Genomic DNA, 26,970 nt, shown 5'->3' with positions numbered 1-26,970 from the left:
CCAACCCGCCCGACAAACGCCCCGAAGGAGTTCCTATGAACAGACAACACAACATCGGCGAAAGCGCAGAACACAACGACGCCCGACTTCACCTTGTCTACACGGGTGTGTGGTCGATGGCGAAGGTGTCCCTCCTAGTCGGCCTGATCATGGCCGCAGTCACCATACTGGCCAGCGCCCTCCTCTGGACGATCCTTAATCAAATCGGCGCGTTCCAACAGATCGATTCCCTCCTCTCCGGCCCGGCGGGTGAAACCACGGCATCCTCCGCCTCAAGCGTTGCCAAAGTAATCAACCTCGGAACCGTGCTCGTCGGATCGGTCGCGGTAGGACTCGTCGGTGCGCTCGCCACCATGGTGGGCGGGATGCTTATCGCACTGCTTTACAACCTCAGTTCCAAAGCCACCGGCGGACTCTTCATCGGATTCAGACAAGACTGACGCCCCAGCGGCGCCGCTACACAGCTCGGCAGGAAGGAGAAAAGTGCCAGACAATCAGAATGAGCGGCCCTGGTGGGAAACCCGAGCTGCGCCTGAACCCGTGCTCCCGGCGAAGGCCCGTAAACATCGCCTCCTTATCCTCGGTGCCGTAGTCCTTGTCGCCGTTGGCGCGCTCGCCCTCTTCCTCTCTATGTTTTCAATGAGAATGTGACGAGACAGTGCGCTTCCACGGACACCGCAGAACGACGATATGTCGTGTCGATGGTCAGGTGCCATCACGGGCCAACTCGACCCCGTGGTGGTGGTGTGGTGATTGAGCTGGCAGCAAATCAACCATTTTTCCGGGCAGGGCCCCTCAGAGGACCGTCATCGCGCCGCCCGGGGGCAATATTCATGGTGTCGACAGCAAACCGCGCCGACGGGGCAGGGATCTCCCGGTCGTTCGAGACCACTCCAACGCGCCACGATGAATCTACGCTCCGTTCACCCGCAGGCAGTATCGGCGGGGCGTCGCAAACTCCTGCGAATGAGAAGATCGCGCGTCGAACCCTCCTCGAATTCGCTGACGGCGTGTTGCGGGGGAGGGAGAAGCGGTCACAGGTTAGCGTCGGGAAGCCAACGACCCATCTCTTTCCGAAGGCTACGGCTTCGCACATACGATTCGGACCCTGAATGCTACGACGTCACGCCTCAACTCCCCCGCGCGGCATGGGCTCGTGGAGACTTTGGGCTGGCCTGATGATCGCAGTCCTCATCACCGCCTCGGGCGGCATCACCGCCCCCAAAGCGATGGCCGATACTTATCCATCGTGGGGTGACGTTCAAGCCGCACGTTCAAACGAGGCAGCAAAACAGCGCCAAGTCAATGCGATCACCGCGCTGATTTCGAATCTCAAGACGCAAGTCAAAGCGGCCGAGGACGCCGCCGTTGCCCGCGAAAAAGAAAACGAAGCAGCCCAGCTCGCACTCACAGCGGGCCAAAACAAAGCGGATACGCTCACAGCCGCAGCCGCCCAGCTGAAGATCAAGTCCGAAACCTCCCACCAGCAGGCGGCGACAGTCATGGCGAAGCTCGCCCGCACAGGCGGTCCCAATCTCACCGGCACGCTACTGATCAGCAAGTCCTCAGACCGAGCGGGCCTGCTCTATCGCCTGAGTAGTCTGGGCAAGCTGACATCGACCATCAACCGGCTGTACTCGCAGGCAGCGCAGGACAGCAACAACGCAAAGGCCGCCAGCGATCAGGCCGTTGCCGCGAAGGACGCTCTCGCCACACTTGCCGCTACCGCGAAGACCGCGTTGACCAAAGCGGTCCAGGCACAGAAGGACATGATTGCGTCGCTTGCTGCACAAACCGCCCACGAGAACGAGCTGCAGGCCCAACTTGCGTCGCTGACCAGCGCCACCGCTACGACGGAACAGCAGTATCAGGCCGGCGTTGCGGCACGAGCGGCAGCCGAAGCGGCCGCCGCGGCCGCCGCTCGCGCTGCCGGATCCAGCGCCCCGGTGTCCTCCGACGCCCGCGCCCTCGCCCAAGAGCTCATGGGGTACGTCGCGGCTGGCCAACTTTCCGGCTCTTCCCCCGACCACATCATGGAGATCCGATGGATCGCGGAGGGCCGCTCGGTCCCGAACTGCGGGATCGACACCCAAGTCCTGCAGGTCATCGTGATCGCCTTGCACACCTTCGCAAGCGTCGGCGTCAGCGACATCAACCGGCGCTGTACCGGCCAGATCGAAGGTGCTGGGATTTACTCGCAGCACTATGCCGGAGGTGGTGGCCACGCGGTGGACTTCTATAGCCTCGGCGGCAGCCAGGCGACCGGCGCAGACGGCAACTCCCTGGCGTTGATCCGCATACTCGACCCGAGGATGCCGTACGGTTCGGGCCTTGGCCAAAACAACTGTCGAGCGAAGGCGGGAAACGAACCCGCCCTGCGCAACTTTCAAGACTTCTACGACACCTGCAACCATCTTCACATCAACGACCCAATGTAACCAGCCCTCTCGCCGCACCGTAGACGAAGCCGGGCAGAGCACCAGCAGTGCCGCAGAGACCGGGTCTGAAGTACGGAGCTGAGAATGCCCCGCACCGGTTTCCCTGCGATACCACTGGTGGGTATTCTTGAGGAGATGGACAGGGACAGCGCACGGCCCCCGACCCGAGCGGCGACGATCGCCGGTCGGGTACTGATGGTGCTCGCACTCATCTCGGGAATCGCTGCCATGCACACGGGAATCGACATGCCCATGACGGCCACATCCCCCGAGGACTCCGCCCATAGCGACCTAACGACCATGGCCTCTTCTCTGGTTGGGCCCACCACCCAACATCCCTCGGTCGCGGCGGACGTGGCACGCACCTCCACGCCCCCGCTAGTCGCACCGATGAGCCACGACACCATGCACGCCTGCCTGTTCTTGCTCGGCGCCGCCCTGCTTTTCCTGCTCGCTTCCCCGTTGGGGAACAAACTTTCCTTCGGCGCGCCTCGATTGATCGCGCAATGGCGACAAGAGATCGCGGTGCGTGCCCGCGATCGCACTCTGGTTCTCCAGGTTTTGCGGATTTAAAGGCTCCCGGGGAGAGCTCTGCTTCTCCCATCGGATACAACCTCGAAATCCCAAACCAATCCTTTGGAGTACTGATGAAAATCGCACCTCGTCTCGCCCTTGCCGGCGTGGTCTTGGCCGCTGGTGGCCTCCTCACAGCCTGCACCGGTTCCGGCATGGGAGACATGTCCGGCATGTCCGGTATGTCCTCGACACCCGCCGCGGCGCACAACGCGCAAGACGTCACATTCGCGCAGATGATGATCGTGCACCACCAAGGCGCCATCGAAATGGCCGACCTCGCCCCATCCCGTGCCGCCTCAACACAGGTCAAGGACCTGGCCGAGAAAATCAAAGCCGCCCAGCAGCCCGAGATCGAACAGATGAAGTCCTGGCTGAAGTCGTGGGGTGAACCGGTCACTATGCCCGGAATGAGCTCGAGCTCGCCGACCCCCGACGACATGTCCGGAATGGACATGTCCACGCCGATGCCTACCGATTCCTCCAGCATGGGTTCGATGCCTGGGATGACCGCGCAGAACATGGACAGCCTGAAGGCCGCAACCGGGACTGCGTTCGACAAGCAATTCCTCACCCTAATGATCCAGCACCACGAAGGTGCGATCACCATGGCCAAGCAGGAACAGTCGGGTGGCAAGGACGGTGCCGCCATGAAGCTCGCCGACAACATCGTCAACTCCCAAACTGCGGAGATCGCCGATATGAAAGCCATGCTGACGACCCTCGGCTAGCGTGCGCGGGACGCGATCCTTGACTCGCGCCTGCATTGACCCCGGTGGGGTGGGACCCGCATTCCCCCTGCGCCACCTCACCGGGCCCCTCTCCTTTTGCTCTGCTCTGCCCCATGAGGTCTGCCATGCCGCTTTCTGCTCAACACCCACGCCCATTCACCCGACGCACCTTTCTCAGCGCGAGCATCGGTGCCGCCACCCTGGCCGCGCTTGCTGCGTGCACCCCGGCAACACCCGCTCTGATATCCCCGACGTCCGCAGCCATTGCAGCGGCGGAGAAGGCGCGCCAGCGCACCGGGCGGGTCACTGCCGTGGCATTGGACGCCCAACCATCCCAACTCGATCTTGCGGGTCGGATCGCTGACACGTGGACGTTCGGGTCAACACCGGCTCCCGTCATCCGCGCTCGTGCCGGTGACACTATCCAGGCGAACGTCTCGAACCGGTTACCTGCGTCCACCTCGGTGCATTGGCATGGCGTTGCTCTGCGCAACGACATGGACGGTGTGCCTCCGCTGACCCAGAACCCGATCGCTGCCGGAGACGCCTTCCGCTATAGCTTTACTGCCGAGCACCCGGGAACCTACTGGTTCCACCCGCACGTCGGCGTGCAAATCGACCGGGGCCTCTATGGAGCGCTGATCATCGACGATCCGCGAGAACCCCTGAGCTACGACCAAGAATGGATCGTCATCCTCGACGACTGGCTCGATGGAGTAACCAGCACACCCGACCAAGTCTTGAACGATCTCTCCAAAGGGATGGGGGCAATGGGGATGAACGGAATGCTCATGAGGATGGGAAACATGCTGATGGGCACCAACTCGGCATTGCTCGGTGGCGACACCGGCGACGTCTACTACCCGCTCTATCTGATCAATGGCCGGCCCGCTGCTGACCCGGAAACCTTCACAAGCAAACCCGGATCGAAAATTCGGATCCGGTTCATCAACGCTGGCGCCGATACTGCATTCCGGGTCGCTATCAGCGGCCACACCCTGACAATCACCCACACCGACGGGTACCCCGTCCGGCATCGCGAGGTCGACAGTGTCCTAATCGGGATGGGGGAGCGCTACGACGTCATCGTCACCGCCGGCGACGGAGTCTTCCCACTCGTTGCATCCGCCGAGGGCAAGGACGCCGCCGCATACGCCATCCTCCGCACCGGCACTGGGGCCGCGCCAGCGCCCCTGAAGACGCTGCCCGAGCTGAACTCGCCGCGGGTGGGGGTGGCCGAAGATCTGATCGCGGACGACGCGGTGCAGCTGAGGCCACGCGCCGTCGACCGCACGGTGCAAATGAAGCTGTCCGGCAGCATGAACTCGTACAAGTGGGCAATCAACGGCCGACAGTTCAATCCGGACCGGCCCTTGCAAGATGCCCTCGCGGTTCACCAGGGGGAGCGGGTGCAACTGGAATTTGTCAACGACACCACCATGTGGCATCCGATGCACCTGCACGGGCACACGTATCAACACCCCGGCCGCGGTCCCCGCAAAGACACCTCGATCGTACTTCCGGGCAAGACTCTTCGTGTCGACTTCGACGCCGATAACCCCGGCCTCTGGCTAAGCCACTGCCACAACATCTACCACGGCGAGTCCGGCATGATGGCCGTGCTCGCCTACCAGAAATAGCAGCCGCGTCGACTGTCCGCGCGAACAGCTTGGCACCTTCGTGGTGCATGCCCACTTTGGCGGGAATACGGGCCGGGGGTATCATGTTGTTGAGGGAGGGATACCCCTTGCCCGTATTGCTGGAGGAATGACAATGTCGACTACTGAGTATGAAGTCACCGGGATGACCTGCGGTCACTGTGAGATGTCGGTCCGCGAAGAAGTGGAACAGATCGCAGGTATCGAAAACATCGACGTGTCCGCAACAACCGGCAAGCTGGTTCTGACCAGCGCGACCGACCTTGATGACGCGCAAGTCTTCGCCGCGGTCAAGGAGGCGGGCTACTCAGCCGTTCGTGTCTGAGCTGAGCTCACCCATCAAACAGGGTGGAGTGGGGCTGGATGCCCCTTTGGCGCCGGCCTCACCCTCGTCCGGCTGATGTTCCCGGCAGACGCGGTGGGATGTTCACCCACTCACGCTGAGCAGTCGCCCGTGAGTTACACCGGCCCCTCGCACCGCCAATCCGTTCAACCGCCTGTTGGCGCTGCCCGATCCCGGAGGATCACATGCCCACAAACGAAGCGCTCGTACCACCTCCTGCCGCGAACATCGAACTCGAAATCGGGGGAATGACCTGCGCATCGTGCGCGATGCGCATCGAGAAGAAGCTGAACAAGCTCGACGGGATCAACGCGACGGTGAACTACGCCACCGAGAAGGCGCGGGTGAGCGCCCCGGCCGAATTCGATCCGCAGACGCTGATCGCCGAGGTGGAGAAGGCAGGATATAGCGCCACGCTTCCGGTCGTGGCTCCGCAAAGCGCAGCGCCCGAGGACGCCCCCGACGCGGAGCACATTGCGCTGCGACAGCGACTGGTCGGGAGCATCGCACTTTCTGTTCCGGTGATCGCGCTGGCAATGGTCCCAGCGTTCCAGTTCACCTATTGGCAATGGTTGTCACTGACGCTCGCCGCCCCGGTGATCGTGTGGGCCGGTTGGCCGTTCCACAAGGCCGCGTTCATCAACCTCCGGCATGGAGCAGCGACGATGGACACCCTTGTCTCCGTCGGCACGTCCGCTGCCCTGCTCTGGTCTCTATATGCCTTGTTCTTCGGCGCGGCCGGAATGCCAGGGATGACCCACGGTTTTGAATTTTCGGTCGCCCCCAACAGCGGCGCCGGCAACATCTACCTCGAGGTCGCTGCCGGAGTGACGATGTTCGTCCTAGCCGGCCGATACTTCGAGAAACGTTCGAAGCGCCAGGCTGGTGCAGCATTGCGCGCCCTTCTGGCGCTCGGCGCCAAGGACGTGGCCGTGCTCCGTAACGGCATCGAGACGCGCATCCCCACCGATCAGCTCGCCGTCGCGGACGAGTTCGTGGTGCGCCCAGGGGAGAAGATCGCCACCGACGGTGTCGTCGTGGACGGCACGAGCGCGGTCGACGCGTCCATGCTGACCGGCGAATCCGTCCCAGTCGAGGTTGGTGTGGGCGACAGCGTGGTGGGAGCAACCGTGAACGCCGGCGGACGGCTGGTCGTCCGCGCGACGAGAGTCGGAACAGATACCCAGTTGGCACAGATGGCGAAGCTCGTCGAGGATGCACAATCGGGCAAGGCCGAAGTGCAGCGCCTGGCGGACAAAATCTCCGGCGTGTTCGTCCCCATCGTGATCGCAATCGCCGTCACCACACTCGTCGTCTGGCTGGCAAGCGGATTCCCGGTCGAAGCCGCCTTCACCGCCGCTGTCGCTGTCTTGATCATCGCCTGCCCGTGCGCGCTCGGGCTGGCCACACCGACCGCGCTGCTGGTCGGAACCGGCCGTGGCGCCCAGCTCGGCATCCTCATCAAGGGACCGGAAGTACTCGAATCCACCCGCAAGGTGGACACGATCGTGCTCGACAAGACGGGCACGGTCACCACCGGCAAGATGACCCTCCTGGCCATTCACACGGCCGAAGGGGTCGAGGAGGCCGAACTACTGAGACTGGCAGGCGCCGTCGAAGACGCCTCTGAGCACACCATCGCGCAAGCCGTCGCCAAGGGAGCCACGCAACGCGTCGGATCCCTTCCCACGGTCGAATCGTTCGCCAACATTGAAGGAATGGGCGTGCAGGGCGTCGTCAACGGTCACCTCGTATTGGTCGGGCGTGATTCGCTGCTGACAGAATGGTCGGTTCCGGCCGATTCGACGCTTGTCACTGCCAAGGAAGCTGCCGAAGAGGCAGGGCAAACCGCGATCGTCGTCGCCTGGGACGGAACCGCGCGTGGCGTTCTCGTCGTAGCGGATGCGATCAAAAACACCAGCGCCGAGGCAATCACACAATTCAAACGACTGGGCCTAACGCCCGTACTCCTCACCGGCGACAACGAGACTGCCGCCAACCAGGTTGCCGCACAGGTGGGGATCGAGCAGGTCATCGCCGAGGTACTGCCCAGGGAGAAAGTCGCTGTCGTGACCCGGCTGCAGGCCGAAGGGAAAGTCGTTGCGATGGTCGGTGACGGCGTCAACGACGCCGCCGCCCTGGCCCAGGCCGATCTCGGCTTGGCGATGGGTACCGGCACGGACGTCGCCATCGAAGCCGCGGACCTCACCCTGGTGCGCGGCGACCTCCGCTCCGCCGCAGACGCAATCCGTCTCTCCCGGCGCACCCTCGGCACAATCAAAGTCAACCTCTTCTGGGCGTTCGCCTACAACGTGGCAGCCATCCCGTTGGCCGCTCTGGGCCTGCTGAATCCCATGCTCGCGGGCGCCGCGATGGCGTTCTCCAGCGTCTTCGTCGTAAGCAACAGCCTCCGCCTCCGCTCGTTCAAGTCGAACGCACGCAACACAGAACGGCTCGTACAGCGCGCGACCGCCAAGCAGGCCCTTCAAAAAGCCTGAACCCACCCACCAACCCAACCGTCGAAGGAAGAAACCGCCATGACCGACAACCACCACCACACCCCCAGCGCACCCGATCACCACCACGGGGCGCCAACCGGGACCCGGAACCTCCTCGGACCGGCCGCCACCGACCTGGCAGAATGCCCGGTCATGAAGGGCAGCCTGGTCGTCAAGGCAGACGCAGAAGCGGCTGGCCTTTACCGCGACTACGAGGGCACCCGCTACTACCTCTGCTGCGCCGGATGCGGACCCAAGTTCGACGCCGACCCCGCCCGCTACGCCACCGCCTGACGCAACCGCGACTGGCATTAGCCGTCGTCTCGACGCCAGAGCTGATCTCGACAGAAACCTGCAACCGTTACAGGGTAGGAACCATGACCAATCACGCCGGGCGGGACAACCACTCCGTCCCCACCCAGACCGTGCAGACCGGTCCGGATGCGCACGCCCACCACGACACGGCCCGACCGGAAGAACCGAAGACGTCCACCCACGCCGGCCACGACGTGGCGGGCCACGACGGTCACGATATGGATGGGCATAGTGGGCACGACATGACTGGGCACGCCGGTCACGGCGACCACGTCGGGCAATTCCGTCGCCTATTCTGGATCATGCTGGTCGTGGCCGTGCCCGTCGTCGTCTTCTCGCAAATGTTCGCGATGATCCTCGGCTACCACCTCCCCGACGCTGCATGGATCGGCTGGATCTCGCCGGTCCTGGGCACGGTCATGTACGTGTGGGGTGGGAGGCCATTCCTCACCGGTGCCGTCGCTGAACTTCGTTCCCGGAAACCCGGGATGATGCTGCTGATCGCTTTGGCCATCACGGTCGCGTTCTTCGCATCGTGGGGCGCGAGCCTCGGGATCCTCGACCACCAGCTCGACTTTTGGTGGGAACTCGCCCTGCTGATCGTGATCATGCTTCTCGGGCACTGGATCGAAATGCGATCTCTCGCCCAAACAACCTCCGCGCTCGACTCCCTGGCCGCGCTCCTACCGGACGAGGCCGAACGGGTCGACGGTGACCAGACCATACCGGTACCACCGTCCGAGTTGCAGGTCGGGGACGTTGTCGTGGTTCGACCCGGCGGCCGCGTCCCGGCCGACGGAAAAATCGTGGACGGTTCGGCGAGCATGGACGAGTCCATGATCACCGGTGAATCGCGCACCGTCCGACGCGGTACAGGTGACACCGTCATCGCCGGGACGGTCGCCACCGACTCCGGCCTGCGGGTAGAGATCACCGCCGTCGGCGATGACACCGCCCTGGCCGGCATTCAACGCCTGGTCACTGAAGCGCAAAACTCATCCTCCCGCGCCCAACGGATTGCCGACACCGCTGCTGGATGGCTCTTCTGGTTCGCTCTCGGCTCCGGCATCATCACAGCGATCGTCTGGACCCTGATCGGACTCCCAAACGACGCCGTCGTGCGCACCATCACCGTTCTGGTGATCGCCTGCCCGCACGCACTCGGCCTCGCGATCCCGCTCGTCGTGTCGATCGCGACCGAGAGAGCGGCTCGTGGCGGCGTGCTGATCAAGGACCGGCTGGCGCTGGAGAGCATGCGGACGGTGAACACCGTCCTGTTCGACAAGACTGGAACGCTCACCAAGGGCGAACCAACCGTGTCCGCGATCGAAGCGACCGACGATCACGGAGAGGACCGTGTGCTCGCCCTGGCTGCCGCCGCAGAGACCGACTCCGAACATCCACTTGCCCGAGCGATCGTGAACGCGGCAAAGGAGCGGCAGCTCACCGTACCGAGAGCCACCGGATTCGAATCGTCCCCGGCGATCGGTGTAGCTGTAACGGTTGACGGTTCTCGAGTCCAGGTCGGCGGCCCGCGCCTTCTGGCGCAGGAGAACGGCTACGAACTCGATGTCGCCTACGACTGGCGCGAAGAGGGAGCGATCATCCTGCACGTACTGGTCGACGGGCAGGTCGTCGGCGCGCTCAAACTCGCCGACGAAGTGCGCGAAGAGTCCAGGCAAGCCGTCGAAGCGCTTCACGCCCAGAACGTGCACGTCGTCATGATCACCGGCGACGCTGACGCTGTCGCAAAATCCGTTGCCACCGAACTCGGAATCGACCGCTACTTCGCTGGTGTGCGCCCGGAAGACAAATCCGCCAAGGTGAAAGAACTCCAGGCCGAAGGACGCAAGGTGGCGATGGTGGGTGATGGTGTCAACGACGCGCCCGCGCTGGCCCAGGCCGACGTCGGGATCGCGATCGGCGCCGGCACTGATGTCGCGATCGCGTCCGCCGGCGTCATTCTCGCCAGCGACGATCCCCGCTCGGTGCTCTCGGTCATCCAGCTGTCCCGAGCCAGTTACCAGAAGATGAAGCAAAACTTGTGGTGGGCGGCCGGCTACAACTTGATCTCGGTCCCGCTCGCGGCGGGCGTTCTGGCTCCCATAGGATTCGTGTTGCCGATGTCGGTCGGTGCGATCTTGATGTCGCTGTCCACGATCGTCGTCGCACTGAACGCGCAGCTGTTGCGTCGCCTGGACTTGCGACCAGAAGTGAGCACCCGTGCCATGCTCGATCGAACCGATCGAACCGATCAACCTGCTCAGCCAGAGCTGGCGCGTCAGTCGTAAAACGCACCCGAAGAAAGACAGACGATGGACACCGCTACCGAATCAACGCATGGCTACATCACCGACAAGGACAAGTACCTCAACCGTCTGAAGCGGATCGAGGGCCAGACCCGTGGGGTGTATCGGATGGTCGACGAGGAGCAATATTGCATCGACATCCTCACCCAGATTTCCGCGCTCACCTCGGCGCTGCAATCGGTGGCTCTCGGACTCGTCGACGACCACCTCAAACACTGCGTCACAGACGCGGTCAAGCTAGGCGGCGCGGAAGCGGACGCCAAGATCAAAGAAGCATCGGACGCGATAGCGCGGTTAGTCCGGTCGTAAGCACCCGCGAAGGCGGCCTAGACGAGGGCGGCCGGGAGAAGCTTCAATCCTCATCGACCGGGCAATGATGGGGGAGCGCCGCTCGTGTAAGGCCGCTCCGTGGCTCCCGAGGTCGGGACTCGGCGTACGCGGACCATCAACCAGACCACGAGCACCGCTCCGATCGCGACAAGTGACAGGGCAAAGAGGTACTGCGGCGGGGACCATTCACGAGTTTCCGTCGGTTGATATAGCGCCCGAGTTTGGGTGATGGTTCCAGTGAAGTTCTGGGAAATCGGAAGCCACACCTCGAGCGTCCCGACATAGGATGAAACGTCCGCGTAGACGAACCACAGTCCTGGGTGTGGAAGTGAGATTCGACCGGTCGCCCGACCGGACCTGCTCACCGACCCGGCCGCCAGCGGTACCGTAATGGTTTGGCCGGCCCGCCGGGCAACCAGCCAAGCCCGGCCCGGCATTGTCGCCGTGGTGCTGAAGTCGTCCACGGTAACGGTGAGTTCGCCGCTCCCGTCACCCTGAACCGAAAGTGCCGCCGTTCCGAAGGACGGCCCCTGCCCAGGATCATGAGCGCTAGCCGGCACCGGTGTGACCAGTGCAAAACTCAACCCGAGCAGGAGAACGATCGTCGCTGTAACAGCGCGATTCCTGACGCCGACCACAAAGACAGCTACGAGAGCCGCGCCCACCACTGCCATCGTCCACGGCAGAATCGACCCTATCTGCACGTTGCTGAGCCTGATTGCAGAGAGGAGGGATTCAAGGGCGGCCACGATGCTGGCGGCGACCAGCCATCGCAACCGTGGCAGGCTCTGAAGAAGATCAACGGCCGCCAGCCCGAGAAGCGCAAGCGGCAGATCCGGCGCCAACCAGCCCGCCCCGGTGAGCCCGGCGGTCAGCGCCGCGCGCAACAGGATGTACGCGACGATCGCCGTTGTGAGGGCGAATGGGAACCTGGTCGTGCGAATGATCACCCACCCAGCGCTCAGCAACGAGAGCAGGGCAACAGGCAGATAGAGCGTCTCGCTGAACTGGGGGACATCTGTGTCGTACTCCATCACAAGGATCTGAGCTGCAGCCAGCACGACGGCGGATAGCCCGATCTGCAACTGGCGCCACGGTCGATCCGAAACGCTGACCAGCATCGCACCCAAGAGGACCGTCGTTGAAATTACCGACAGCAGGTGCGGAGGCGACCACAAGACTGCGTCGCGACCAAAAGTGCTGTGCCAAAAGGCATCAGCGGGAGCGGCGATTGCTGTGGCAGCAGCGCTTGCCGCGGCGAGGATGAACCCCGGCGCGCGACCAAGGGCACTCAGGGAACGAGTATCGCGAAGTATCCGCATCGCCCAGAGACCCAAAATGACGCCAACCGCGACGATCGATGCGTACAACAGAAGGTGCGGAGGAATCAGGGCACTATCTCGCCCGAGCGTGGAATGCCACGAGTCGTCCCAATACGCCGACGCGAGCCCCAGCCCGCTCGCGCCGACAATAATCCACCCGCTCGGGCGGCTAACACCGGTCGGCAAGGGGGGATCCATAAACCGAATCGTATACCCACCCGGGGTATACGGGAAGGGTACCTGGTGGTATGCACCGCAGACCCTACTCGCGTGGGTGTCTGTTGCTCGGGTCGAAGAGAGCGTGCGACAGGCTTCAGCTAGTGTGCGGTCATTTCTGGTTGGTCAGAATAGTTGGTCGCGGGAGCAAGCCCGAAGAACTCTTCCAATGTCTGCTTTCCGCTGTCGCGGAGCTGGGACGCCAACGCTGTGCCGACCCACCGAAAGTGCCATGGCTCGTACGCGAACCCCGTGACCGCCGATTTGTTGGGCGGGTAGCGAAGGACCCATCCGTATCGGTAGGCGTTGGCAGCAAGCCACACCCCCGTGGGCGACCTTCCGAAACAATCGTCCTCGAGCCCGCAACCGCTTTGTGTGTCGAGAATGTCGACAGCCATCCCAGTCTGATGTTCGCTGTAACCGGGTCGTGCGCTCGTTGTGTCCGCGTTCGCAGCTCCGCCATCGGACTTTGTGTAGGAGGCGTAGACATCGGTCTGGTATTTGAAGGAGCGGTATCCGCTTTGGGCGACGAGAGTCGCTCCGGTTTCAGCTTTCGCGGCTGCGGCGAGCTGGACGAATGCTGCTGCAGCAACTCGGCGGAGAGTTTGACCATTTGGGTTGGGGATATCCGGGGGGAGGGTTGTCAGGTCACTGGGTTGGTAGGTCGCAGCGCCGGGGATGGGGCGGAGCTTGTTGACGAGGAACCAGGGGCTGCTGGGTTCAGTTAGCGGGTACACCCCCAAATGCACCGGCGTGGGCACGATGCTGGGTACCGGTCGCGTCTCTGGGGGAGAGGTAGTGGTCGCAGGTTCGCTGCGGCCGCGGTCGATTGTGCCGGCAGGAGCGATGATGCCGTAGACCGCTCCAAGGCTCACCGTCAATGCTGCCATGAGAATTGCGCCGATAACAATTGACCACGCGAAGGTCAGGCGCTCCTGGTAGGGCCTTCGCGCCAGCGGCCGCAAATGCGTATAGTCAGCCCACATCGAGCGCAGCAGAGCGAACGTTTCGCGACTAGCCCTTCGCGCTTGCGCGATTCGAGTTTCCAATCCTCGGGCATGTCGGGGCGTCACCGACGCCGACTTCCGGAGGCCCGCGCCAGCTGCTCGGCAGCGTGGCTGAGATCGGCCAGCTCGACATGGCCGAAGCGACGTTCGAGCGCGACGCGGATCAGGTGATCGGCGAAGAGAGGATTGCGTGGAAGGAGGGGCCCGTGGAGGTACGTGCCGAAGGTGGCCGACCTGCGCGCGCCTTCTGTGCGGTCTTTGCCGTTGTTCCCTTGGCCGGCCGCAACTGTGCCCAGGGGTTGCGCTTCTGGGCCGAGAGTGGTCGCTCCGGCGTGGTTTTCGTATCCGACGAGCGTTCCAAAATCCGACGTATCGGCGGAGACGTTACCGATGCTGCGTTGGGGTGCCGGCTGGGTCTCCAGGTCTAGGATCCCGATCCCTGCCAGTCGGGTGCCGTCGGTTACTTGCAAGGAATGGCCGAACAACTGGTACAGTCCGCACACCAGCAGCATTGGGGTGCCGTCTTCGGCCATTGCCCGCAAGTCGTGACGGTGTCGAAGAAGGTCCGGTTGGATTGCGACCTGTCCGCGGTCCTGGCCGCCGCCGCCGACGACGAGATCGACGTCTCGGGGGAGCGTTTCGCCGAGATGGAGTTCGTGAACGTTGGCTCGGTAGCCTCGCCACTCCAGGCGACGCCGGAGGACGAGCACATTGCCGCGGTCGCCGTAGACGTTCATCTGCGACGGGTAAAGCGACAGGATTGTGAGCGTGCGCTTCATGCTGCTTCTCCAAGGATTCCGGGACGGAGCACGCGTCTGATCGCGAGCATCGCCGTGTACGTGCAGTAGATGCGCTTGAGAGTCGGCGTTGGCGTCTTGACGAAGAGGTCCAATGCGCGTCGAATATCAGGTTCGCGGATGGCCACCGCTATGTCGTCGTAGTGAAGACGCAGCTCAAGATCGGGCGCGCGTGTTCCGGACACGAGCTGCACTTTGTCGGACTTGAGAGGGGCAAAGTCGACATCCCAAATCCAGGAGACGTCTTTCCCGTCGGCGTCATGATCATTGAGCGCGATCATCGTGTGAGCGCCGTCGCCCGAGTACGATTCCAACGCTGCCCGGAATGCGCCGGGATTCTTAACCAAGACCAGGTGGATTGTCTGTCCTTTGAACGTGATGAGTTCGCCGCGCCCAAACGCGGGCGCCGCGTGGACTAGTGCTTCGGAAGCGCGGTGTAGATCGAAATCGCTACCGAGAACCGCACGACTGATCGACAGGGCGGCGACCGCGTTGAGGGAGTTAAACGACCCTCCGAATGGAAGCGTGAATGGAAGCGAAGCGCCGTCAAATGATGCGACAGGAGTTGGCTCGATCCGCTCAAGCGTTGTCTGGTCGAAGGTTGCGATCTTTGCCCGTTGATCCGTCTCAAGCAGCTCGTCGTCCCCGGGAAATAGGGGTTGAAGCTCGGGGGATGCGCTGAAGGCTGATACGGCAGCGCCGACATCCTGCAGAAAGCGTTCACTGTGTAGCCGGGGATCTAGGTCGTTGACGATGACATTGTGCGTAGTTGCCACAGCGACTTGATGTAGCAGGTTCGTCGTGTGGTCGATCTCGCCATATCGATCCATTTGATCTCGCATCACATTCAATATGAGTGAGTGTCGTGGCGGCACCGCACTCACAAACGCGGCCGCGTGTCCCTCGTCGAGTTCAAGCACGGCAATGTCTGCATCGAGTTGGCCTGAGAACGAGATTTGTCCCAGGAGCGACGAGAGGATGCCGCGGCTGTAATTGCTGCCGCTCGGGTTTGAAAAGACCTTCAGGTTGTGCGCTCGAAGAACTTCAACGATGAGTTTTGTTGTCGTGGTCTTTCCGTTGGTTCCGGCGACCACCACGACGCCGCGGGGTAGGGAGCCAAGCACGTCCGGGAGTAGCGCAACATCGATTCGTTCGACGATCAGGCCGGGGAGCGCAGATCCGCGGCGGGCGAGTCGCAGCAGAGATCGAACAGTCTTTCCTAGACAAATGGGGAGGAAGTGTTTCATGGTTGGGGCTTTCAATGAGTCGGCGAACCGTGGCGCGCAGGGGATGGCGCGAGAACATGCCGCACCTGGCGGCAAGTAGGTACATCGGATCGGGACGCGACGGTCCCGGGAAGATGATTCCTAGGTTCGACTCACTGAAAGTTTGACCACTGCGACAGACCAGTCCGGAGGAGCAACTAGCCATTCATTGGGTGTACGCGTCGGAACGTGCCTGAGCTCGATGGGCGCCGTGGCGGCGCTTCGAGCGGCCAACATGTTGGCTAGGGGGAGAGGTGTGTCGCTGTGGCGAGAACGGAGGTACGAATGGTCCTCTGATTCCGCGGAGGAGCTATTGTCACTGTGGCTTTCGGACATGTCATGCACAGCGTCAACCGGGCTTGGCTGCGCCGCCACTACGGCATCCGCAGGGAAGCCGCCGACGGCATGGCGAGGACTTGAATGGACCCACGCCATGGTCACCAGAACTGCGACAAACAACATGGCCAATGCCATCAGAAACGCGCGCGTGCGAGGATGCCCATTAGCATCGTGTACGCGAATCATGTTCATCCCTTGCTAGCTCGATCAGGATCATTCTCGCAAACGGTCCTGAGCGGTCGCTTCGCCCGCGCTCCGCTGGCGTTGCGGTTGCCGGAGAGGATCTGGAGCGATGCTGAAAAAGAGCGAGCGGGCATTGTGGGAAGAAGTTGAGTGATCCATTTGCCCGGTTTTTCCCAAAGCTCGTGGAACCGTCGCCCGAACTACACCGCTGATCAGGCCGATGCGTTCATCTTGCTGGGCATCGCGGCTTGCAGCTCGGAAAGGGTCCGTCTGTCGGGGATCGGTTGCCGTTAGGGGTACGTGGGTGCAGCCTTGCGTCTGCACCTCATTTCTGATGCCCGCAATGGATCGGAAACCAATCGCGTGGGTGCGGATCGTGCCGTTTGCACTTTCGGCGTACTCTCGCCCGTGCAGGGGGCTGCTGATCGTGAAGGAGAAGCATTATGTCCACCGTTGAACAAATGCTCGACAGCTACCCCGCCGACCTCGGAGACATCGACCGGCAAAAGCTCGTGGCGTGCATCGAAGCGTGCATCGAGTGTGCGCAAACCTGTACCGCTTGCGCGGACGCCTGTCTCAGCGAAGAGATGGTCGCAGACCTGGTCAAGTGCGTGCGCACCGACCTCGACTGCGCCGACAACTGCGCCGCCACCGCCAACGTGCTTTCCCGACACACCGGCTACGACGCAAACGTCACCCGAGCGGCACTCGAATCGTGCCGAGCGGCCTGTGGTGCGTGCGCAGACGAATGTGACAAGCACGCCAGCATGCACGAACACTGCCGCATTTGCGCCGAAGTTTGCCGGCGCTGCGAACGGGCCTGCGCCGACCTCATCGCCAGCCTCTAGCCGGCCTGCGGGTTCGAGCGGTCGCGGCCGTCATGGCCGTGATCGCCTGAGTGGTTGTGCTCGAAGCGGGCCAGAATGTGCTCCCTCGTCAGCGCCGGACCCACGTGGCCGTGCCCGCGGGCATGTTCTCGAGCGTTCTCCACAAAGTCGTCGTCGGTGTCACCCACAATGACCTCGCCACACGCCTTACACGTCAGACTGCGCGCCATAAGTTCTCCTCCATCGACGTCCCGGCCAGGTTCTCACGCGACGCTGTGACCTCGGTCCCGACAACCTATGGAATAATCTGCGTATGGATGCAGATAACGCGATATGTGGGCGCTTGCCCGATAGCCAGTACGTCGAGTTGGCCGTGGAAGTGTTCGGCATGCTCGCCGATGCCACCCGGGTGCGGATCATTCTCGCTCTCCGCGACCAGGAACTCTCGGTCAACCATCTCGCCGACATCCTGGACAAGACACCCGCTTCAGTCTCCCAACACCTGGCCAAACTCCGCCTCGCCCGGATTGTTTCCACCCGGCAGGAAGGCACCCGCGTGTTTTACCAGCTGGCTAACGAGCACGCCCGACAGCTGGTAACGGACGCCATCTTCCAAGCCGAACACGCCCTCGGCGGCAGCCCCCGGCACCACCACAACCAGACCGAATCCGACGAGGCGACAGCGTGACCACTCCGCACCCCCACCACGGCCACGACCATGGAGCCATCGGCGAGCACAGCAACGACGATCGCCACCCCCACGGCGAGCACGAGCATGATCACCCGCACGGCGAGCAGAAGCACGACCACGCGCATGACCATGACCATGACCACGGTCACGACCACGACCACGACCACGACCACGACCACGACCACGACCACGACCACGGTCATAGTCACCCGACCGGTTTCAAGGGGTTCCTCTACAACCTGTTCGTACCGCATTCGCACGACGCCGCCGACTCCATCGACGACGCTCTGGAAGCCAGCCGCGAAGGGGTTCGGGCGCTGAAGATCAGCCTGTTCCTGCTGTTGGGAACAACGATCCTGCAGTTCGTCGTCGTGCTTCTCAGTGGTTCGGTGGCTCTGCTGGCGGACACGGTTCATAACTTCTCGGACGCGCTGACCGCGGTGCCGCTGTGGATCGCGTTCATCCTCGGCCGTCGCGTCGCCACCCGCCGCTATACCTACGGGTTCGGTCGGGCTGAAGACCTCGCTGGCCTCTTCATCATCGCGGTCGTCGCTCTCTCGGCGATCGTCGCCGCCTGGCAATCGATCGAACGCTTCATCAACCCACAGCCACTGCACAACCTGTGGTGGGTTGTTGCTGCCGGTTTCATCGGCTTCGCCGGCAACGAGGCCGTCGCCATCTACCGGATCCGAGTCGGGCAGAAGATCGGCTCCGCCGCTCTCGTCGCTGACGGTGTGCACGCCCGGATGGATGGTTTCACCTCGCTCGCAGTGGTGCTCGGTGCCTTCGGGGCGATGCTCGGCTTCCCGATCGCCGACCCGATCGTCGGCCTGCTGATCTCTATCGCGATCGTCATCCTCCTTTGGGGCACCGTGCGCAGCATCGGCCGCCGGCTGATGGACGGCATCGAACCAGAACTCGTCCACAAGGTCGAACACGCCCTCACGGACACCCCCGGTGTGCACGGCGTCAACCAGGTACAGCTGCGGTGGGTCGGTCACCGTTTGCAAGGCGCGGCTGAGATCGAGGTCGAAAATGACACCCTGGCTGCAGCTGACACCATCCGACTGGATGCTCTCGCGCACCTGCGCAGCACCGTCGGGAACGTCGACGACTTCCACGTCCGCCTGGTCCCCGCACGTTCGACCCGATAACCGGACGGACCGCTGATTCGGTTCACGAAACGCCGTGAGGTGCGAGTGCTAGATGAGAAGCTCCCGCCGTGACTGGATCAGTGCAAGTTGTCCAAGGCCGCTTTCGGCTCGCACTGGCTGGAGCTCCGGACTCGGGCATCCGGGGCCCGCGCGGCGGGAATACATTCGGCCGTCCACCATGTTGTGGTCCGGCATGCTCTTCTGCTGCGCTACCTGCAGGCTACGCCAAGCGACTATCTACGGCGACGCTATCTCCGCGGCTCAAGAGAGACTAGCCAAACGTCGGGATTGCATCCGGGCTGGTGCCGAAGGCGTGGCATATCTACCCGGCGGCAGAAAACCTTCAAAAACGTTACCTGATACCGGTCGCTATGACAGTTTGCATGGTGCGGACGAGCAGCATTTGCTGATGCATCCTCCACTGAAGCCAGATCAAGCATTTCCAAACTCATGGAACCTACTTGACGTCGCCCGAGCGGTCACCTCGGGGGCGGATCTCAGCCGGTTCTGCGAGCCCGATTTGCGTGACAACACTTTGACAACATTTGAGGAAAAACCAAGCGCATCGGGTAACGTTCTTGAGCACTCCATGAAGCCGACTTTCCGCAGACTTTCGCAGTGGTGCGGGGGTTAAGCGGGCCGTGGCTAGAGTTCGAATCCCACGCCCTCCGCAGAGCGATCGAACGCCCCCGACGGAGCCGCTCAGCGGCCGCGCGCGACCTCGGTCGCCGCGAACCACTCGGTCCCGGTGACGCGCAACAGCTCGAGCTTTGCGGCATCGTCGCTGCCGGGAGCGGCCGTGTACACGACGATCCGCAGATCGCTCCCGGGGACGCTCAGCACATCGCAGTCGACGGTGACCGGCCCGACGGGTGTCGCCGTCAGGGTCTTGCGGCTGGCCCGATGCTCTGCGACCCGCGTCTCTCCCCACCGTCGCTCGAATTCCGGGGAGGCGGCGCGCAGTCGCGCGACCAGCTCGCGGAGGGCGGGGTCGCGGGGGTAGCGACCTGAGGCGGCGCGGAGGTCGGCGACGAGATCGCTGGAGAACTCCTCGGCGTGCACCGCGTCGAACTCGATCTCTTCCTGACCGGCCAGGAAGTGCCGCCACGCGAGGTTGCTCTCCATCCCCGACTTCTCGCCCGGGTCACCCGTGAGGGCTGCCCAGAGCGGGTTCCATAGCATGATGTCCCACGTGGCGGTGAAGACCGCGAGCGGCACGTCGCCGATGCGATCGAGGATCCGCTGCACGCCCGGGGTCACGTGCCGGGGGACGATTCCCGGCGAGGGCGGTGCGGCGCCGGCCACGCGGAACAGGTGGTCCCGCTCCTGCTCGGTGAGGCGCAGAGCGCGGGCCAGGGCTGCGAGCAACTGCGATGAGGGGTTGGACGCGCGCCCCTGCTCCAGCCGCACGATGTAGTCGACGCTGACGCCCGCCAGGGCGGCGAGCTCCTCTCGGCGCAGTCCCGGCGTGCGGCGGCCGGCACCGGCAGGGAGGCCGACCTCGGCGGGATCGACGCGGTTGCGCCACGCACGGAGGACGGCCGCGAACTCGCTCATCCGGGAAGCATACGTCCGGTCGCCTGGGCCCGGGTGGTACTCGCAGTCCCCCTGAACGCCGAGGCCTGGGAGGCGCCGGCCTCCCCGCCCAGGATGAGGGCATGACAACGACACTCATCACAGGCGGCAACCGGAGTCTCGGCCTGGAGACCGCCCGCCGCCTCCTCGAAGCCGGCCACACCGTCCACGTCGGGATGCGCGATCTCGCCGACGGCGATGCCGCACGAGCGCTGGGCGCCCTCCCCGTGCAGCTGGACGTCACCGACCAGTCCAGCGTCGATGCCGCGTTCGAGTCCCTCGACCGACTGGACGTGCTCGTCAACAACGCAGGCGTCCTCGGGCCCCTGGCGGCAGCGATCGACGACCTCGACGCCGACGACGTGCTCACCACCCTCGACACGAACGTCCTCGGCATCGTGCGCACCACCCAGGCGGCGCTTCCGTTGCTGCGCCGCTCCGAGCATCCCGTGATCGTCAACGTCGCCTCGGGCGTCGGCTGGCCGCGCTGGCTGACGACTCCGGGTCGCGACGAGTTCCCGGTCGGGAGCGTCCCGTACGCCGCCTCGAAGGCGGCGGTGATCGCCCTCACCGTGCAGTACGCGAAGAACCTGCCCGCGTTCCGCATCAACGCGAGCGACCCCGGGTACACCGCGACCGCCTTCAACGCGCACAGCGGGCACCAGACCGTGACCGAGGGCACGGACGCGACCGTGATGCTCGCGACGATCGCGGCCGACGGTCCCACCGGGGAGTTCTGGGACCGTACGGGCAGGATCGAGTACTGACCGCGAGCCCGGCGGCGGGTGGGACCAGCCGTGGTCTGCTTGGCGCAACCCATCGGGGGAGAGGGGCCGCCTGAAACCCAGTGTTCCCGCTCTTACCTCACGGCTCGACCGGATGCTTCGAAGGCTACGACCGGCGGCGCCGCCCGTTTGTGACGAGATTTCCGGAACCGCTCACCGAGCCTGGTGAGCGATCGAACGTTCGAATCTCCTGCCGGGCCGACTTCCGTCGGAGATTCGAACCCGATCCGGCCGAATCTCCGACGGATGCGGGCCGGCCGGGCTACGGCAGGTGGAGGCCGAGGAGCGCGTCCAGGGCCTCGACCGACGCCGCGGCCGGGTCGTCGTCGTCGCGGTTGGTCGCCCACCAGAGGAGCGCCGAGAAGTTCGCCGAGCTGATCGCGTCGGCGACGACGCGGACCCGCAGTTCGGAGGCGTCGGCCCCGAGCCTGCGGCCGAGGAACTCAGCGAGGAGGTCCCGGCTCGCCGTCAGCCGCAGGACGCCGAACGCGATCAGCGCCGGGTCGGAGGCCATCAGCCGGAGGCGCAGTCGCGTGGCCTCGAGGGTGTCCGGGTCGAGGTCGAGCGACTCGGACATGGCGCGGGCGATCACGTCGCGGGTGCTCTCGTCAGCGCCGGGGGAGTCGAGCACCCGGTGCATCCGTTCGACGACCGGCTCCATCCCGCCCCAGACGAGGTCGGGCTTCGACGGGAAGTAGCGGAAGAGCGTACGGCGGCCGATGCCGGCGAGGTCGGCGACGGCCTCCATCGTCGTCGACTCGTACCCGTGCGACGCGAAGCGCCGGAGGGCGAGCAGGGCGACCCGCTCCGGATCTCCGGCGGCCGGCCGCCCCCTGCGCCGACGTGTCTCCGCGGCCTCCGGTGAATTCACAGTGCCAATTATGGCACTCACTGCTATTAATGGTCTCGACGCCCGACCGAGCGCCGAAGATGTCATCGACAAGGAGTACAGCAGCATGAGCAGCAACGGGACCGGACGCTTCGCCGGCAAGACCGCGATCGTCACCGGCGCAGGGTCCGGCATCGGCAAGTCCACCGCCCTCCGCCTCGCCGAGGAGGGCGCACGGGTGATCGCGAGCGACATCTCGCCAGAGCGCCTCACAGCTCTCACCGACGAGCACCCGGACCTCGACATCGTCACCGTCGCGGGCGACATCTCGTCCGAGGATGCCATCGCGGAGGTGATCGCCGCGACCGGCGGCCGGGTGGAGGCGCTCGCCAACGTCGCCGGCATCATGGACGGCTTCCTCCCGCCCGCGGAGGTCGACGACGCCACCTGGGACCGCGTCTTCCTCATCAACGTGACCGCGATCATGCGACTCACCCGCGCCGTCCTGCCGCTCATGCTGGAGGCGGGCAGCGGCTCCATCGTGAACGTGGCCTCCGAGGCCGGACTGCGCGGCTCGACCGCGGGCGCGGCCTACACCGCCTCGAAGCACGCGGTCATCGGCCTCACCAAGAGCACGAGCGTCTTCTACGCGCCCAACGGGGTCCGCACCAACGCCGTGGCGCCGGGCGCGGTCGCCACCAATGTGGACGGGTCGTTCAAGTCCCAGCTCGCGGGCGAGCGCCTCGGTCCGATCATGCAGACCAATGTCGGCTCGGTGGCGCAGCCGGAGCAGCTCGCCGCGGCGATCACCTGGCTGCTCAGTGACGACTCCGCGAACATCTCGGGCGTCGTGCTCGCGTCGGACGGCGGCTGGTCCGCCATCTAGGGCGCTTTCCGGGAGAGGGCTCCGCTACTCCGCCAGCACGATCGTCGTGCCGCCGCGGACCGCGGCCTCCAGCGTCGCCGCGCCCGAGCCGGGCGTCGTGACGATCGTGTCGAAGTCGTCGAGGGACGCGATGCGGTAGGCGCCCTCTCCCGGGAACTTCAGCGAGGTGGCGACGAGGATGCTGCGGTCGGCCGCCCGCCGCATCCTGTGCTTGATCCCGGCCTCCTGGTTCAGGTCGGTGACGACCGAGCCGTCGGGACGGACGCCTCCGCTGCTGATGACGGCGACGTCGGCGTGGATGAGGGCGAGCATCTGCTCCGTCAGCGGGCCGGACACGGTGCCCGGCTTCGACCCGACGGCGCCGCCGAGCAGGATGAGCGTGCAGGCCGGGTCGTCGCCGAGCACGCGCAGGATCCACAGGTTGTTGGTGACGATCGTCACCGGCCGGTCGCGCAGCAGCCGCGCGACCGCGAGCGTGGTGTGGCCGATGTCGAGCAGCACGACGTCGCCGTCTTGGATGAGCCCGGCGGTCGCGACGGCGATGACCCGCTTCTCCGCCGCATCCGGGTCGTGGTCGGTCAGATCGTCGTCCGCCGCCTCGGCGAGCGTCGCTCCGCCGTGCACCCGCCGGAGGCTGCCTGCGAGCTCCAGCCGCTCCAGGTCGCGCCGGATGGTGGTGCCGCTGACCTCGAGCAGCCGGGACAGCTCCTCGACGGTCACGCTGCCCGCCTGCTGCACGCGCTCGACGATGGCGGTTTCGCGCTGATGGGTCAGCATGGCACCCCTTTCCGGTGGATGGTCCCAGCGTGGCGGTGCTCATTCTCGCTCATATGAACGCGGAATGAACAGTATCCGGCGCTCATTTGAAAGCTCTCTCGCTGGTATCGCCAGAAACGTGCGGCGCGGTTAGCGTGAAACCGCTCGCCCCGAACGGCCGGGCAACCTCCCCCATCACCCCTCCCACCACAGGAGCGCTCACGTGAAATCCACCCGCCTGTTCGCCTCGCTCGCGGTCGTCACCGCCGCCGGGCTCGCTCTCGCCGGCTGCGCGCAGAGCAGTTCCGCCGCCTCCGCAAGCGACGGCGCCGACAAGAAGCTCACCGTCTTCCTCAGCGCGGACACCAACATCCAGGACCTCTGGCAGAAGACGCTGATCCCCGCCTTCGAGAAGGACAACCCCGGCTACACCGTCTCGGTCGACTTCGACCTCCACGGCCTGCACGACCAGCAGACCGTCGCCAAGCTGACCGCGGCCACCCTGCAGAAGAAGGACCCGGGCTATGACCTCGTCGATGCCGGTTTCGTCTCGCAGGTCGCGGCCTCCGGACTCCTGACCAAGGTCTCACCCATCACAGTCCCCGGCCTGAAGGACGTCCCGGCCGACCTCGTCGCGGCGGGCGGCAAGGGCGGCATCCCCTACCGCGGTTCGAGCGTCGTGCTCGCGTACGACACCAAGACCGTGCCGACCCCGCCGAAGACCCTCGCCGACCTGCTCGCGTGGATCAAGGCGAACCCCGGCAAGTTCACCTACAACTCCCCGGACACCGGCGGCAGCGGCCAGTCGTTCGTCACCACCGTGCTCGACCAGAACGTCTCCGCCTCTGACCGCACCAAGCTCGTCACCGGCACCGACCCGAGCGTCGAGACCTCGTGGGACAAGGGCTTCGCGACCCTCGCCGGCCTGAACCCGTACGTGTACCAGAAGGGCGTCTACCCGAACGGGAACAACCAGGTGCTCGACCTGCTCTCCAGCGGTCAGATCTCGATGGCCCCGGTGTGGAGCGACCAGTTCGTCACCGGCCACAAGAACGGCCAGATCCCGGCGAACATCGCCTACACCCAGATCTCGGACCCGTCGCTGACCGGCGGTGCGAGCTACCTCGGCATCCCGTCCGCCTCCCCCCGCCAGGCCGGCGCCGAGAAGCTCGCCTCCTGGCTGCTCAGCCCGGCGGCGCAGACGCTCGTCTCCGACAGCATCTCCGGCTACCCGGTGATCTCGCTCGACAAGCTGCCCGCCTCGGTGCAGACCCTGTTCAAGGATGCCGACATCGCGCACCTGCGGCCGGCGTACTTCGCCACCGTGGCGTCCGACATGAACAAGGCCTGGGCCCAGAAGGTCCCCGGCAAGTAATGGCCGTCGCCACCGCCACCACGGCGGCCGTCACCGCGGACCGCAGCGCACGACGCGCGCGGCGGTCCGCGGCGGCGGGCTTCCTGCTCGCCCTGCCGCCCGTGGTCGTCATCTCCCTCTTCGTCGGTGTCCCGGTCGTCTTGGCACTCGCCTTCAGCGTCGGGTTCACCGGCGGCCTGAACTCCGTGATCGCGGCCGTCGGCCAGAACGTGCATCGCGCCGACGGCGTCGTTCCGTCGTTCGCCGCCTACGGCGATGTCTTCGCCACGGAGGCGTTCTGGCAGGATCTCTCGCTCACCCTCGGCGTCACCGTGGGGAGCACCGCGATCGTGCTGGTGCTCGCCGGCGGCATCGGCCTGTACCTGCGGCTGCACGGCGGATGGCTCGCTCGCGTCCTCTCGGCCGTCGCGATCGTTCCGCTCTTCATCCCCGTGGTGATCGCGTCGTGGGCCATCCTGACCTTCTACGCGGCGGACGGCTTCCTGCGCAGCCTGCTCGCCCAGGTCGGCGTGGAGGGCCCGGTGTGGTCGTACACCGCGATCGCGATCGTGATCGGCTCGGCGTGGACCTCGCTCCCGTTCGCCGTGCTGATGATCACCTCCGGCCTCCAGTCGGTGCCCGACGCCCTGATCGAGGCGGCCCGGGATGCCGGGGCCGGCACCGTCCGGATCGTGCGCACCATCCTGCTGCCGATGTGCGCCGTGCCGATCGTCATCGCCGTCACCTTCACCGCCATCGGCGTGATCGGCTCGTACACGGTCCCGTACTTCACCGGACCCAACGCCCCGACCATGCTCGGCGTCGCGCTGGCGAGCTACTTCACCTCGTACAACCAGCCGCAGCAGTCCCTGGTGATGGCCTTCGTCGTCTTCCTCGCCGCCGCCGTCATCGGCGCGTTCTACGTCTGGGCGAACTTCCGCAGCGCCCGGCAGGAGGGGCGGATCTGATGCCGCACGCTCTCTCCACCGCCCTCCGCGGCGCGCTCGCGGCGGTCTTCGCAGTCGTGCTGCTCGTCTTCGTGCTCGGGCCGCTGCTCTGGCTCGGGATGCACGCCTTCGCCGACCGCTGGACCTACCCGAACCTGCTCCCGGACTCCTGGACGCTGCGCTGGTGGCAGACCGTCTTCAGCGACCAGGCGCTCGGGTCGTCCATCCAGAACTCGCTGCTCATCACGCCGCTCGTCGTGCTCGTGTCGGCCGTCGTCTGCCTGCCCGCCGCCTACGCGTTCGCGCGGTTCGAGTTCCCCGGGCGGCGGCTGTTCCTGATCGGGCTGTTCGCCACGAACGCCTTCCCGCGAATGGGCCTGTTCGCGACCCTCGCCTCGCTCTACTACGCGCTCGGGCTGATGAACACGGTCGCCGGCATCGTCATCGTGCAGCTGCTCGGGACGATCGTCTTCATGACCTGGATCCCGGCGGCCGCCTTCTCGGCCGTGCCGCGGTCGCTCGAGGAGGCCGCGCGCGACGCCGGGGCGTCCCGGGCGCGCGTCTTCTTCGGCGTGACCCTCCGGATGGCGCTGCCCGGCATCCTCGTCGGCGCGGTCATGGCGTTCCTGGCGGCCTTCGACGAGGCGCAGGGCACGTATCTCGTCGGCGCCCCCGACATCCTGACGATGCCGACCGAGATGTACAGCCTCGTCCTCAACTTCCCCAAGCAGGTGGCGGCCGTGTTCTCCATCCTGCTCGCCATCCCCTCGGTGGTGCTGCTGCTCGCCGTGCGCAAGCACGTCATGGGCGGGCAGCTCGCCGAGGGCTTCCAGCTCAAATGA

At 64.9% G+C, this 26,970-nt stretch carries 26 protein-coding genes; 18 read left to right on the top strand and 8 right to left on the bottom strand.

Features of this window, described 5'->3' with window-relative positions; translation table 11 throughout:
• Positions 1 to 35 precede the first annotated feature (35 nt).
• From P5G59_RS10980 to P5G59_RS10935, 10 genes are all read left to right on the top strand, one after another.
• Complete coding sequence (locus tag P5G59_RS10980; protein WP_175338908.1) at positions 36 to 440, top strand: DUF3566 domain-containing protein; 405 nt, start codon at positions 36 to 38, stop codon at positions 438 to 440.
• Positions 441 to 1,178: 738 nt separating this feature from the next.
• Positions 1,179 to 2,438: a coiled-coil domain-containing protein gene (locus P5G59_RS10975; protein ID WP_175338909.1), complete on the top strand. Its 1,260-nt coding sequence runs from the start codon at positions 1,179 to 1,181 to the stop codon at positions 2,436 to 2,438.
• A gap of 135 nt (positions 2,439 to 2,573) precedes the next feature.
• Positions 2,574 to 3,011 (top strand): hypothetical protein, encoded by a 438-nt coding sequence (locus tag P5G59_RS10970; RefSeq protein WP_301218890.1) that lies wholly within the window; start codon positions 2,574 to 2,576, stop codon positions 3,009 to 3,011.
• Positions 3,012 to 3,085: 74 nt separating this feature from the next.
• Entirely contained in the window at positions 3,086 to 3,742 is a 657-nt protein-coding gene (locus P5G59_RS10965; protein WP_175338911.1) for a DUF305 domain-containing protein, read from the top strand.
• Between the two features lie 125 nt (positions 3,743 to 3,867).
• The gene (locus tag P5G59_RS10960; protein ID WP_249776840.1) at positions 3,868 to 5,382 is read left to right on the top strand and encodes a multicopper oxidase family protein; all 1,515 of its coding nucleotides are present in this window, start codon (positions 3,868 to 3,870) and stop codon (positions 5,380 to 5,382) included.
• Between the two features lie 133 nt (positions 5,383 to 5,515).
• On the top strand, positions 5,516 to 5,725 hold the full coding sequence (locus P5G59_RS10955; RefSeq protein WP_175338913.1) for a heavy-metal-associated domain-containing protein: 210 nt from the start codon (positions 5,516 to 5,518) through the stop codon (positions 5,723 to 5,725).
• Between the two features lie 203 nt (positions 5,726 to 5,928).
• Positions 5,929 to 8,241, top strand: a complete 2,313-nt coding sequence (locus P5G59_RS10950) for a heavy metal translocating P-type ATPase (protein ID WP_175338914.1) — start codon at positions 5,929 to 5,931, stop codon at positions 8,239 to 8,241.
• Positions 8,242 to 8,280: 39 nt separating this feature from the next.
• The gene (locus P5G59_RS10945) at positions 8,281 to 8,535 is read left to right on the top strand and encodes a YHS domain-containing protein (RefSeq protein WP_115697589.1); all 255 of its coding nucleotides are present in this window, start codon (positions 8,281 to 8,283) and stop codon (positions 8,533 to 8,535) included.
• 83 nt (positions 8,536 to 8,618) lie between these two features.
• Complete coding sequence (locus tag P5G59_RS10940) at positions 8,619 to 10,847, top strand: heavy metal translocating P-type ATPase (protein WP_175338915.1); 2,229 nt, start codon at positions 8,619 to 8,621, stop codon at positions 10,845 to 10,847.
• Positions 10,848 to 10,871: 24 nt separating this feature from the next.
• Entirely contained in the window at positions 10,872 to 11,174 is a 303-nt protein-coding gene (locus P5G59_RS10935; RefSeq protein ID WP_115697587.1) for a metal-sensitive transcriptional regulator, read from the top strand.
• A 50-nt stretch (positions 11,175 to 11,224) separates the two neighbouring features.
• Here the strand turns inward: P5G59_RS10935 and P5G59_RS10930 are convergent, their stop codons facing one another.
• From P5G59_RS10930 to P5G59_RS10915, 4 genes are all read right to left on the bottom strand, one after another.
• Positions 11,225 to 12,715 carry a hypothetical protein gene (locus P5G59_RS10930; protein WP_301218884.1) on the bottom strand — a complete coding sequence of 497 codons (1,491 nt, stop codon included), beginning with the start codon at positions 12,713 to 12,715 and terminating at the stop codon, positions 11,225 to 11,227.
• Between the two features lie 119 nt (positions 12,716 to 12,834).
• The gene (locus P5G59_RS10925) at positions 12,835 to 13,719 is read right to left on the bottom strand and encodes a M15 family metallopeptidase (protein ID WP_175338928.1); all 885 of its coding nucleotides are present in this window, start codon (positions 13,717 to 13,719) and stop codon (positions 12,835 to 12,837) included.
• Positions 13,720 to 13,802: 83 nt separating this feature from the next.
• The gene (locus P5G59_RS10920) at positions 13,803 to 14,519 is read right to left on the bottom strand and encodes a type 1 glutamine amidotransferase (RefSeq protein WP_175338917.1); all 717 of its coding nucleotides are present in this window, start codon (positions 14,517 to 14,519) and stop codon (positions 13,803 to 13,805) included.
• Positions 14,516 to 15,784 (bottom strand): Mur ligase family protein, encoded by a 1,269-nt coding sequence (locus tag P5G59_RS10915; protein WP_175338918.1) that lies wholly within the window; start codon positions 15,782 to 15,784, stop codon positions 14,516 to 14,518. The genes P5G59_RS10920 and P5G59_RS10915 overlap by 4 nt, the downstream gene beginning before the upstream one ends.
• Positions 15,785 to 16,767: 983 nt before the next feature.
• Between P5G59_RS10915 and P5G59_RS10910 the strand changes: the two genes are divergently transcribed.
• Positions 16,768 to 17,172 (top strand): four-helix bundle copper-binding protein, encoded by a 405-nt coding sequence (locus P5G59_RS10910; RefSeq protein ID WP_115697582.1) that lies wholly within the window; start codon positions 16,768 to 16,770, stop codon positions 17,170 to 17,172.
• Here the strand turns inward: P5G59_RS10910 and P5G59_RS10905 are convergent.
• On the bottom strand, positions 17,169 to 17,381 hold the full coding sequence (locus P5G59_RS10905; RefSeq protein WP_301218880.1) for a hypothetical protein: 213 nt from the start codon (positions 17,379 to 17,381) through the stop codon (positions 17,169 to 17,171). The two genes, P5G59_RS10910 and P5G59_RS10905, sit on opposite strands and share 4 nt — an antisense overlap.
• A gap of 83 nt (positions 17,382 to 17,464) precedes the next feature.
• On the opposite strand from P5G59_RS10905, the gene P5G59_RS10900 reads away from it, so the two are divergent.
• Positions 17,465 to 17,839: an ArsR/SmtB family transcription factor gene (locus tag P5G59_RS10900; RefSeq protein WP_175338919.1), complete on the top strand. Its 375-nt coding sequence runs from the start codon at positions 17,465 to 17,467 to the stop codon at positions 17,837 to 17,839.
• Positions 17,836 to 18,996: a cation diffusion facilitator family transporter gene (locus P5G59_RS10895; RefSeq protein WP_301218877.1), complete on the top strand. Its 1,161-nt coding sequence runs from the start codon at positions 17,836 to 17,838 to the stop codon at positions 18,994 to 18,996. Before P5G59_RS10900 ends, P5G59_RS10895 begins: the two co-directional genes overlap by 4 nt.
• Positions 18,997 to 19,698: 702 nt before the next feature.
• Here the strand turns inward: P5G59_RS10895 and P5G59_RS10890 are convergent.
• A complete protein-coding gene (locus tag P5G59_RS10890; protein WP_301218875.1) occupies positions 19,699 to 20,553 on the bottom strand; it encodes a helix-turn-helix domain-containing protein in 855 nt (284 codons plus the stop codon).
• A 101-nt stretch (positions 20,554 to 20,654) separates the two neighbouring features.
• Here P5G59_RS10890 and P5G59_RS10885 point away from each other — a divergent pair, with 101 nt between their 5' ends.
• Entirely contained in the window at positions 20,655 to 21,338 is a 684-nt protein-coding gene (locus P5G59_RS10885) for an SDR family NAD(P)-dependent oxidoreductase (RefSeq protein ID WP_301218873.1), read from the top strand.
• 280 nt (positions 21,339 to 21,618) lie between these two features.
• Here the strand turns inward: P5G59_RS10885 and P5G59_RS10880 are convergent, their stop codons facing one another.
• Complete coding sequence (locus P5G59_RS10880; protein ID WP_301218871.1) at positions 21,619 to 22,227, bottom strand: acyl-CoA-like ligand-binding transcription factor; 609 nt, start codon at positions 22,225 to 22,227, stop codon at positions 21,619 to 21,621.
• Positions 22,228 to 22,312: 85 nt separating this feature from the next.
• On the opposite strand from P5G59_RS10880, the gene P5G59_RS10875 reads away from it, so the two are divergent.
• The gene (locus P5G59_RS10875) at positions 22,313 to 23,071 is read left to right on the top strand and encodes an SDR family NAD(P)-dependent oxidoreductase (protein ID WP_301219610.1); all 759 of its coding nucleotides are present in this window, start codon (positions 22,313 to 22,315) and stop codon (positions 23,069 to 23,071) included.
• 24 nt (positions 23,072 to 23,095) lie between these two features.
• Here the strand turns inward: P5G59_RS10875 and P5G59_RS10870 are convergent, their stop codons facing one another.
• Entirely contained in the window at positions 23,096 to 23,848 is a 753-nt protein-coding gene (locus P5G59_RS10870) for a DeoR/GlpR family DNA-binding transcription regulator (RefSeq protein ID WP_301218869.1), read from the bottom strand.
• A gap of 202 nt (positions 23,849 to 24,050) precedes the next feature.
• Between P5G59_RS10870 and P5G59_RS10865 the strand changes: the two genes are divergently transcribed.
• The 3 genes from P5G59_RS10865 to P5G59_RS10855 are packed head-to-tail and all read left to right on the top strand — an operon-like array spanning position 24,051 to position 26,970.
• The gene (locus P5G59_RS10865; RefSeq protein ID WP_301218867.1) at positions 24,051 to 25,202 is read left to right on the top strand and encodes an extracellular solute-binding protein; all 1,152 of its coding nucleotides are present in this window, start codon (positions 24,051 to 24,053) and stop codon (positions 25,200 to 25,202) included.
• Positions 25,202 to 26,149, top strand: coding sequence for an ABC transporter permease (locus P5G59_RS10860; protein ID WP_301218865.1), 948 nt, complete (start codon positions 25,202 to 25,204; stop codon positions 26,147 to 26,149). Before P5G59_RS10865 ends, P5G59_RS10860 begins: the two co-directional genes overlap by 1 nt.
• Positions 26,149 to 26,970 carry an ABC transporter permease gene (locus P5G59_RS10855; RefSeq protein ID WP_301218863.1) on the top strand — a complete coding sequence of 274 codons (822 nt, stop codon included), beginning with the start codon at positions 26,149 to 26,151 and terminating at the stop codon, positions 26,968 to 26,970. Before P5G59_RS10860 ends, P5G59_RS10855 begins: the two co-directional genes overlap by 1 nt.

The sequence above is a fragment of the Leifsonia virtsii genome (genome assembly GCF_030433675.1).
GTDB classification, from domain to species: Bacteria; Actinomycetota; Actinomycetes; order Actinomycetales; family Microbacteriaceae; genus Leifsonia; species Leifsonia virtsii.
The sequence above is the reverse complement of the archived record's forward strand: the minus strand, read 5'-3'. Positions and strand labels throughout refer to the sequence as shown.

Excerpts from the sequence above, each read along its gene's own strand:
- P5G59_RS10980 (WP_175338908.1), top strand. The coding sequence starts at position 36 with ATGAACAGACAACACAACATCGGCGAAAGCGCAGAACACAACGACGCC.
- P5G59_RS10975 (WP_175338909.1), top strand. The coding sequence starts at position 1,179 with ATGATCGCAGTCCTCATCACCGCCTCGGGCGGCATCACCGCCCCCAAA.
- P5G59_RS10970 (WP_301218890.1), top strand. The coding sequence starts at position 2,574 with ATGGACAGGGACAGCGCACGGCCCCCGACCCGAGCGGCGACGATCGCC.
- P5G59_RS10965 (WP_175338911.1), top strand. The coding sequence starts at position 3,086 with ATGAAAATCGCACCTCGTCTCGCCCTTGCCGGCGTGGTCTTGGCCGCT.
- P5G59_RS10960 (WP_249776840.1), top strand. The coding sequence starts at position 3,868 with ATGCCGCTTTCTGCTCAACACCCACGCCCATTCACCCGACGCACCTTT.
- P5G59_RS10955 (WP_175338913.1), top strand. The coding sequence starts at position 5,516 with ATGTCGACTACTGAGTATGAAGTCACCGGGATGACCTGCGGTCACTGT.
- P5G59_RS10950 (WP_175338914.1), top strand. The coding sequence starts at position 5,929 with ATGCCCACAAACGAAGCGCTCGTACCACCTCCTGCCGCGAACATCGAA.
- P5G59_RS10945 (WP_115697589.1), top strand. The coding sequence starts at position 8,281 with ATGACCGACAACCACCACCACACCCCCAGCGCACCCGATCACCACCAC.
- P5G59_RS10940 (WP_175338915.1), top strand. The coding sequence starts at position 8,619 with ATGACCAATCACGCCGGGCGGGACAACCACTCCGTCCCCACCCAGACC.
- P5G59_RS10935 (WP_115697587.1), top strand. The coding sequence starts at position 10,872 with ATGGACACCGCTACCGAATCAACGCATGGCTACATCACCGACAAGGAC.
- P5G59_RS10930 (WP_301218884.1), bottom strand. The coding sequence starts at position 12,715 with ATGGATCCCCCCTTGCCGACCGGTGTTAGCCGCCCGAGCGGGTGGATT.
- P5G59_RS10925 (WP_175338928.1), bottom strand. The coding sequence starts at position 13,719 with ATGTGGGCTGACTATACGCATTTGCGGCCGCTGGCGCGAAGGCCCTAC.
- P5G59_RS10920 (WP_175338917.1), bottom strand. The coding sequence starts at position 14,519 with ATGAAGCGCACGCTCACAATCCTGTCGCTTTACCCGTCGCAGATGAAC.
- P5G59_RS10915 (WP_175338918.1), bottom strand. The coding sequence starts at position 15,784 with ATGAAACACTTCCTCCCCATTTGTCTAGGAAAGACTGTTCGATCTCTG.
- P5G59_RS10910 (WP_115697582.1), top strand. The coding sequence starts at position 16,768 with ATGTCCACCGTTGAACAAATGCTCGACAGCTACCCCGCCGACCTCGGA.
- P5G59_RS10905 (WP_301218880.1), bottom strand. The coding sequence starts at position 17,381 with ATGGCGCGCAGTCTGACGTGTAAGGCGTGTGGCGAGGTCATTGTGGGT.
- P5G59_RS10900 (WP_175338919.1), top strand. The coding sequence starts at position 17,465 with ATGGATGCAGATAACGCGATATGTGGGCGCTTGCCCGATAGCCAGTAC.
- P5G59_RS10890 (WP_301218875.1), bottom strand. The coding sequence starts at position 20,553 with ATGAGCGAGTTCGCGGCCGTCCTCCGTGCGTGGCGCAACCGCGTCGAT.
- P5G59_RS10885 (WP_301218873.1), top strand. The coding sequence starts at position 20,655 with ATGACAACGACACTCATCACAGGCGGCAACCGGAGTCTCGGCCTGGAG.
- P5G59_RS10875 (WP_301219610.1), top strand. The coding sequence starts at position 22,313 with ATGAGCAGCAACGGGACCGGACGCTTCGCCGGCAAGACCGCGATCGTC.
- P5G59_RS10870 (WP_301218869.1), bottom strand. The coding sequence starts at position 23,848 with ATGCTGACCCATCAGCGCGAAACCGCCATCGTCGAGCGCGTGCAGCAG.
- P5G59_RS10860 (WP_301218865.1), top strand. The coding sequence starts at position 25,202 with ATGGCCGTCGCCACCGCCACCACGGCGGCCGTCACCGCGGACCGCAGC.
- P5G59_RS10855 (WP_301218863.1), top strand. The coding sequence starts at position 26,149 with ATGCCGCACGCTCTCTCCACCGCCCTCCGCGGCGCGCTCGCGGCGGTC.